This is a genomic window from Paenibacillus sp. 01T422 (assembly GCF_056398785.1).
Genome location: NZ_JBFTQB010000217.1, coordinates 1 through 7,938 on the forward strand (window position 1 = coordinate 1; position 7,938 = coordinate 7,938).

Annotated in this window: 4 protein-coding genes; all 4 read right to left on the reverse strand. The window is 45.5% G+C overall.

The annotated features are described in order from the left end of the window. A partial coding sequence (locus AC1DUA_RS14295) for a GH92 family glycosyl hydrolase (protein ID WP_477500402.1) occupies window positions 1–4,277 on the reverse strand: 4,277 nt, incomplete at its 3' end. Between the two features lie 45 nt (window positions 4,278–4,322). Next, window positions 4,323–4,577, reverse strand: a complete 255-nt coding sequence (locus AC1DUA_RS14300) for a hypothetical protein (RefSeq protein ID WP_477500403.1) — start codon at window positions 4,575–4,577, stop codon at window positions 4,323–4,325. Between the two features lie 29 nt (window positions 4,578–4,606). Further along, a complete protein-coding gene (locus AC1DUA_RS14305) occupies window positions 4,607–6,292 on the reverse strand; it encodes an S-layer homology domain-containing protein (RefSeq protein WP_477500404.1) in 1,686 nt (561 codons plus the stop codon). 26 nt (window positions 6,293–6,318) lie between these two features. Next, a partial coding sequence (locus tag AC1DUA_RS14310) for a metallophosphoesterase (RefSeq protein WP_477500405.1) occupies window positions 6,319–7,938 on the reverse strand: 1,620 nt, incomplete at its 5' end.

Below are 7,938 nucleotides of genomic sequence, written 5' to 3' on the forward strand. Positions count from 1 at the left end.
GACAAGCGGTTAACACCTTCCGTACCAAAATCCATTGCTTTATACGCAAGCCATGCACCATTAAAGGTGTTAGCAACTTGCTGCCCGCTTTTTCCACCTTCTGTTTTCATTGGCAGCGAATTGCCTGGATTCAGGTCAGTCGACCAATCATCGTAGGTTTCCAATTCCAGCTTCGCAAAGTCATTTCTACTTTTTGCAAAGGTTAAACGGTCAAAGTTTCCGATGTATGGAAGCGCGCTTGTTGTGCTGCCTTTCATGACCACGTATACCTTCTGTAGCCCTGTTACGGTTTTGTTCAATTGAGCGCTCACCGTTTTATAGGTTCCCCAACCATTGCCAGAATTCGTCAAGTTGACAGTTCCGACAAGGTCACCATCCAGTGCACCTAATCGAATTTCCAGTTGACTGCCCACTGGCACTTTATTCGTTGGAGCATCATATTCAACCGTGATTTGATTAGCGCCTTTGGTACCAAAATTAAATTGGTCAAAAGCAAGCCAAGCCCCGTTAAACGTATTGGATACAACCGTTCCGTTGTTACCTGCTTCTGTTTTTAATGGTCCATTGTTAAAGGTATTAACATCTGGCGACCATTCTGTACGATTCTCGAACTGAATCGTTAAGCCATCCTGTGTAGGCGGCTCTTCTTCATCTTCCGTTTTGTCTGGTAACGGAAGCGGGTCTGGAAGCGGCTCAGGGTCCACAACGACCGGAGGTTTCGGTTCTGACGGAGTGCCAGGCTCAGGCTTCGATACGATCGGTTCCGCCAGCCATAAGGAATCATAGATATTGCCGTTGTAAGCATTAACCAGATAAACGTTCATCTGGAACTTGCTTGCGTTCACGTTAAATTGCTGCGAAAGCTGGAAGCTTCCTTTTTCTACTGGCACGCTATTGGACATTAATGCCTTCTCATTCTCATCCATGAGCTGGAAGACAACAACAGCCGAATCGCCGTAATCCCCTTTTAATGTTCCAGTGACATTAACAGCCATGTTGCCATTCCGGCTCACATCTGCTTTAAGATCATAAACATCCCACTGAATGTCTGACGTATAGGCCGCTTGAGAGATAAGCTCGTGACCAAACGTTATATTCGCGTTTTCATTTGCCTTAACGCGAACCTGAATCTGGCCTGCTGCATAATCGAGCGGTCCTACAGTCTGTGGATTTGCTGTTGCTGGTTTCCACTTCACGCCGCCATCTGTGCTGAACTCGTAGTCTGTTGCTTGATTGAAGCCAGAGACAGCTGTCCACCCGAAGGTATTGGCTTTATCATCTACGATTGGTGCTGTTGGCGCTGCTGGCTTCATCATCTTCTTCACCGCTTCGAGACTAAACTCAAAGGCAATATCTGAGCTCGTTGCATTCACCTGATGAACCTCTGCGGTCACGATGTTAGTGCCTTTAACCAGATACGATGGGTCAATGACATAAACATTCCGATCCCGCTCATCACCAACGGTTGCATTTGCTTTGGTGTTGTAGCTCACTTCACCTGTCGGCATATTCGTGCGGATAATTTCATGTCCGTTGAGATACACGACAGCTCCATCATCACGAATCAGACTAGCATCCAATTCGAGAATATCGTTCAAATCTGTCATCTCAAACGTTTTTCTGAAATAGGTCGTCGGATATTTATTGTTCGCATCCGGACCATAACTTGTTTTTGTTTTTACCCTACCCAAACTGTCATACCCCAGCATAGCTGGACCAGCAGCCCAAGAGCTATCATCATAAGCCAAGTTCATCCAGCCTTCGCCTGCGTACTGACCTTTATCTTGATATTTCCACACAGATTGCTCGGCAATCAATTTCTGATGACTTAATGTGTTTGTAATGTCGGCATTATAATCCATCGTCGGAGGTGCCGCACTAGCTAATGCTCCCCAACTTGTATTCGGCTTGGCATCCATTTCAAAATCCAACGTACCACCCGACATGATATCGTCGTAAGTAATCCAAGCTTGATTGAAATCCTTACCATTCAGCTGGGCTGACTTAATGAAGCGATTTTGACTGGATACGTTGTTCGCCTTAATTGTAAAGGTTTTACCGTTATCCAGATGCAGCTTTAATTCAGAGAAAATAGGCGAACCTATTAAGTAATTCGCTTCTCCCGGATTTCCTGGGAATAAGCCCATGCTGCTGTAAACAAACCAAGAAGACATACCGCCGGCGTCATCATCCATCGATAACAAATATCCTTCTGGATCATCACGATAGACGCGAGATTTCATTGGGAAAGCGTAAGGTCCATGGTTATGATATTTCTGAGTAACCACTTCCGTTGTATACTCTCTTGCATAATATTGCGTCAAATACGGATATCCCAAGTAATTGAACAAATAAGGAACATGTAAATCTGGCTCATTAATTGCCATGTACTCGTTGATTTTGAAGAAATGCTGCAGCTCTTCTGCCATTTCTTTTTTGCCGCCCATCAAACTTGCTAATCCGTTCACATCCTGAGGTACTGACCAACGGTAAGACCACAGATTGCCTTGATAAGCATATTTGTCTACAGCTAAAATATCTTGCTTATTTACAGTCTGTCCATTCGGTGTGAAGAAACCGCGTTTATCGCCCTTCTCATCAACTTGAGTGGCGTTCCACAGACTTTGATAAGACAAAGCTACATCTTTATACTTCTCGTACGTTTCGCGATCTCCGATTAACTGAGCAAGCTTCATTGGGAATGAAGCGCTGTTTGCCTTTTCTAGCTTTCCGGAAATCTCGGTATCGCTTATCGAGAAATTGTCCGCGTCAACAGACATCCCTTTGAGCGCTTTATACACATCAAAATTTGTAAAACCTTTGGCGTAAGCATCAACAATAACTGCACCATTAAACTCATTTCTTACCGTCGGGCTCGGCCAATATCCTTCACCCCACTGCTGATAAGAACCTCGTGTGTTGTATACGTCAACCATGGATTTCACCATGTTTTCATATTTCTTCGGTGCTAGCAGGGAGAACAACGAATATTTTCGGAAATCGTCCCAAGTTGTCCAACCATTATAATAGTCAAAGTCATTACCAAATTCAGAGGTTTGGCGAATCGTATTCTCGTCCCTCGCTGCCTTGAATGTCCCATTTGAGCTGGTAACGTTATTCGGATGAAGGAACGTGTGATACAACTGGGTATAGAATACACGTTTGTTCGTTTCATCCGCATCGGTAATCTCGACCTTGTTCAGTTCCTTACTCCAGTTACTTCTGGAAAGACTGTGCTGAGCGTCGAAATCCCAATTTGCAATATCATGTGTACGTTCATATTTCGCTTGATCTACACTGATTGTGGATAGACCAACCTTCGCTTGAACCACTTTATTGTCTTTTGTATTAAAATTCACCCATACGCCGCTGTTCGAGCCGCTGCGCTTAGCTTCTGTTCCAACTGCATCTCCCTGCCAAGAGCTGTAGGAGTCAAAATCATGATCAAATTGAATGGAGTAATACATGGTGTAGTACCCATGTCCGCACACATTCTTGGATTGAATCATACCTGAAATCTCATTGTTATTTTCAACCGTCAGGTTAGCATCAACCATACCCGCATAAGAGTTGGAAAGATCAACCAGCACAGAACCCGTATCAGCTGCCGGGAACGTATAACGGTGGAATCCAACATTATGGGAAGCTGTAAGCTCAACGCCAATACCGGATGCAAGCTTCACGCCATAGTAGCCAGGAGAAGCATTTTCGCTGCTTTTGTCATACAACTGCTTATACTCAGCACTATTTTTTGTAAAAGATCGTGTTTCCGGCATCATCAAGATGTTACCGCCTGCACCGCTGCAGCCTACGCCGCTAAAACGCAGATGCGAGAAACCTTTTAAATATTTGTCCTGGTAATAGTATCCACTAAATGCTCCGCCGTCACTATCCGGTCCTAGCGAAACTAGACCAAACGGTGTGGTTGGACCTGGATTCGCCTGCCCGTTGTCGCCCAGCGTGTTAATAAACGGGTCTACGTAATCCACAGCAGAAAGGTTAGTTGCAGGATACGCCGGGATTTGATCGGCATCTACTCCGTAAACTTCTAGCTCATACAATCGTACTGTGTTATTGTCGTAAGCCGCTTTGTCCACATAAAACCTGATGTACTGCGCAGAGAAAACCGGGACATACCGGTTGAGGATTGTCTGCACATTATTTTTCACGACATCGACATCTTCCCAGGTCTGTCCGTCAATACTCTTTTGCAAACGGAAATCCTTGGTGTTCCAGAAGGGGAAATTCCCCGACTCACTGATTCCTGCGTTTTTCACAATCCATTCGTTGATGTTATAAACTTTGCCTAGATCGAGTGCTAACTACTTTTGGGCAACACCAGAATTATCGCACCATTTCGTTTCATTCTTGCCGTCAACTGCGCTACTTGCACTCTCATTCGTGTTACATTGCCCCGAAGCTGTTACCGTGGCATTCAAAGCCACATTTCTGGTTTCAATCTCCTGAATGGAGGGATTCGTAGCCGCAGAAACGACTTCCAAAGCCAAAGGTGCCAGCATGCTATATAAGAACAATACCGTCATGACAACTGAAATTTTTTTTTTGCGTTTCCACATTGCGAAGGGGTCCTCCCGCTTTCGTTTTATTAAGAACCTTTCGGCAGCAACCGAGTGATCATGACAGCAACCTCAGCCCGTGTAACGGAGCTTTTCGGATTGAAACGTGCGCCATCTCCCTCAATTAATCCTTTTGACCAGGCTTGATTAACAGATGCCTCAGCCCATGTCGAAATTTCACTCGTATCAGCAAAAGAAGGCTCAGCTTTATTTGACTCCGTAAGGCTGAAATACTTGGCGGCTTGTACAAGCGCGACCACCGCTTCTTCACGTGTAATGATGTCGTTCGGTCGGAATGCTCCGTTATAACCGGAAACAATGCCAAGTGATGCTGCACCAATAACTTGTTCGGTGTAATAGGCATTAGCTGCAACATCCGAGAACGGATTTGAAGCAGTTTGCGCAGACGTGTTGCCGGACCATTTCAATGCACGCATCAGCAGGGTAACGAACTCCGCACGCGTTATGCTCCGATTTGGCTCATAATGTTGTTGATCTACACCCTCAACGATATGTTTGGCTGTAAGAGCTTGAACAGACTGTGCCGCCCAGTGTCCTTCGAGATCAACAAATGTCTTGTTATACTCCAGAATCGTATAGTAGGAAAAATGCTCAGCCGTGAAAGTGAAAGTCCCCTTGCTAACGGTTCCTCCAACATATTCAACGTTCGTGCCATTCACATGGTAAACGCCAGCAAGATCAGATCTAATTGCCTTCTCTTGTTCTTCCGTTAATTCCATCGTAACCACGGCAGGTTTATCCAAATGATGGATTTCAACTGTGTTGTCTCCGGTAATCAGTTTAATCTCAACGGAAAGAATAACGCCGGTTGACTTGTAATCAGGGTTGGACTGAAGTGATTGATTCAACAAGTTTTTAGCATCCGGTGTCAAAGCTGTGTTCAGATCAATGCGAATACGCGATTGCTGTTCACTCGAAGCCGAAATAGCGTTGGCTGGGAAACGAACCGTGCTATTTTCGAAGGTAAGAATGAGATCCAGATTCTTATCCTTAAGGTCCTGCAATGATTTCGCTGGGAACTCCAGCGCCGTGCCTGCATCGCCAGTTGCTGCTGGCAGTTGAACCGTAATGGAATCCTTAGCTTGCTGGATAGCCTGGTTCAATGTTTCACTGCCGACTAAGTAACGTCCATCTGTCGACTTCTCAGGCTGAACGATTCCGTCAGCGGTTTTACCGGCATTGGTCGGGATCGTGTTCGGGTTCGATGGAGCGGATTCAGAGTCAGAGTCACTGTCATCGGGCTGAGTATTGCCAGGGTCAGTCGGGTTACCTGGATCTGTTGGGTCCGTCGGATGGCCAGGATCTGTTGGATCCGTTGGATCTGTCGGATCTGTTCCGCCACCGTTCGGGTTAATAACCGTGAAAGATTGGGTTTCCGTCAAGTTATCACTACCGGCAACCACTTGGTACAAACCAAAAGGTGCAAAATCCTCGTCCTCTGGTATCGTTACCTTCGTCGCATAGCTGCCCTCCACAGGGGTTAATGCATTAATATAAAACATCGTTTGATTAGGACGAATAATCTTAACTAGAACATCCTTCGCATTGTTCGCAACTGTCCCGGACAGCTCGATTTCACCGCCACGCAGCACCTCATTTACACTTAAGGCAAGTGTAAATGAAGCTGCTGCGTGAGCCGAAACCGGTGAGAGCACGAACAACAACGCCATAATGGCCGCTATATATTTTTTCACCGTCGTCAGTTCCTCTCTTCATTCCATTATTCGAACAGCTTAGGTCTTGCTAATTGAAGCGGTACGCGAAGCTCACTGTCATATTGATTAAAAATGAATGCTTTTACCTTGTAATTCGATCCTACCACGTTGAAATATTGCTTAAAGGTTAATTTATTTTGCTTGATCGGAATGGCATTCATGAGAATCGGTTTGTCACCTTCCAGCAGTTCAAACACGATATAAGCATCACTGCTATAATCAGCCAGTGGCTCCAGGGTCACATCAAGCTGCAGCTGCTCTCCTCTTTTGAGTTCACCAGTGATTTTATACGTATCTTCTATGAAGTTCATGGTAAACGGTAGATTCGAAACGAGAGATAGTCCAGCCGATAACCCTGATGTGGCATCTGCTTTGATGCGCACTTGTACCGCACCCGCAGGGTAAGCGTTATCTCCAATCGCTTGTGGATTAGCCGTTACTGGCAGCCAATTAGCTCCTCCGTCAACGGAATATTCATAATCAGCTGTTTTCGTATATCCAGGAACATTCGTCCAGCCGAACGTGTTGCGTCCATCGTCAACTACAGGCGCAGTTGGTGCTGCCAATGCCGTGCTAACCGTGCTAGCGTCCGAGTTGTCCCGCTTATCAACGGCTTTGACCGCAAATTTATAAGATTGCCCCGGTTGTGTCCCAGGCACAACATACTCATAATTTGCTTGGTCTTTGACAGCTGGCACATAGGTACTCCAGTTCATGCCTAATTTGCCGTCTACCTCATAGATTCTAAAACCTCTGACTGCATCATCTTCAGGGTTAGCAACTTGAGGTGCGATCCAAGTAAGAAGTTCCTTGCCGTCCACCGTCTTGTTTGCCGCCAATTGTGCGACAGGAGCTGGCTTCGCATCATTTCTAACAATCGTATACGTATCAAATGGCTGATCCTGACCAGACTTATACGAATCTATCGTGAAGCTGTTCTCCGTCATCCGGATACCCGAAAAAATCGGTTGATACGGCTGTTCGTATACCGCCGCATAATAACGGTCTACGCCATTTTGGAGATCGTAATACTTCGTACCCGCTGAGTTATTGATCATATACAGGGTACCATCTGGGTTAAGCGCATTCCCTTTCTGATCCTTTTTCACATCTGCAACCGGTGCGTTGTTGTACATTTGATAAGATCTCATGAAAGTATGGTCATGTCCTTGCAAAACCACATCGATACCAAGCTCATCAAACACTGGATAGAGCATTTGTCTCATACTCAAAATATCAGAATCAAGCGCGTGGTTACCGAGTGAATAAATCGCCTTATGGAAAGCCACGACCTTCCACTTCCGATCCGTTTCGGCTACTTCCTTCTTCAACCATTCCACTTGCTGTCTAAAAGATTCTTTCTGGCGATCATCCCAACCAATATCCATCGTATTCAGCACCATAATGTGGGCATCGCCATAGTCGTACGAGTACACGCTGCCTGGTGGCAGAGGGTTTTGAATGGAATCATTCGGATAATTAAAATGATAATAATAATTGTCGTTATACGGCCCTTCGTGATTACCGACCGCAGCCATGATCGGCAGCTTCAAAAACATATTTTGTGGTTTGCCAAAATAATCAAGCCACTGAGACTCTAGGGAACCGGCATCCACCTCGTCACC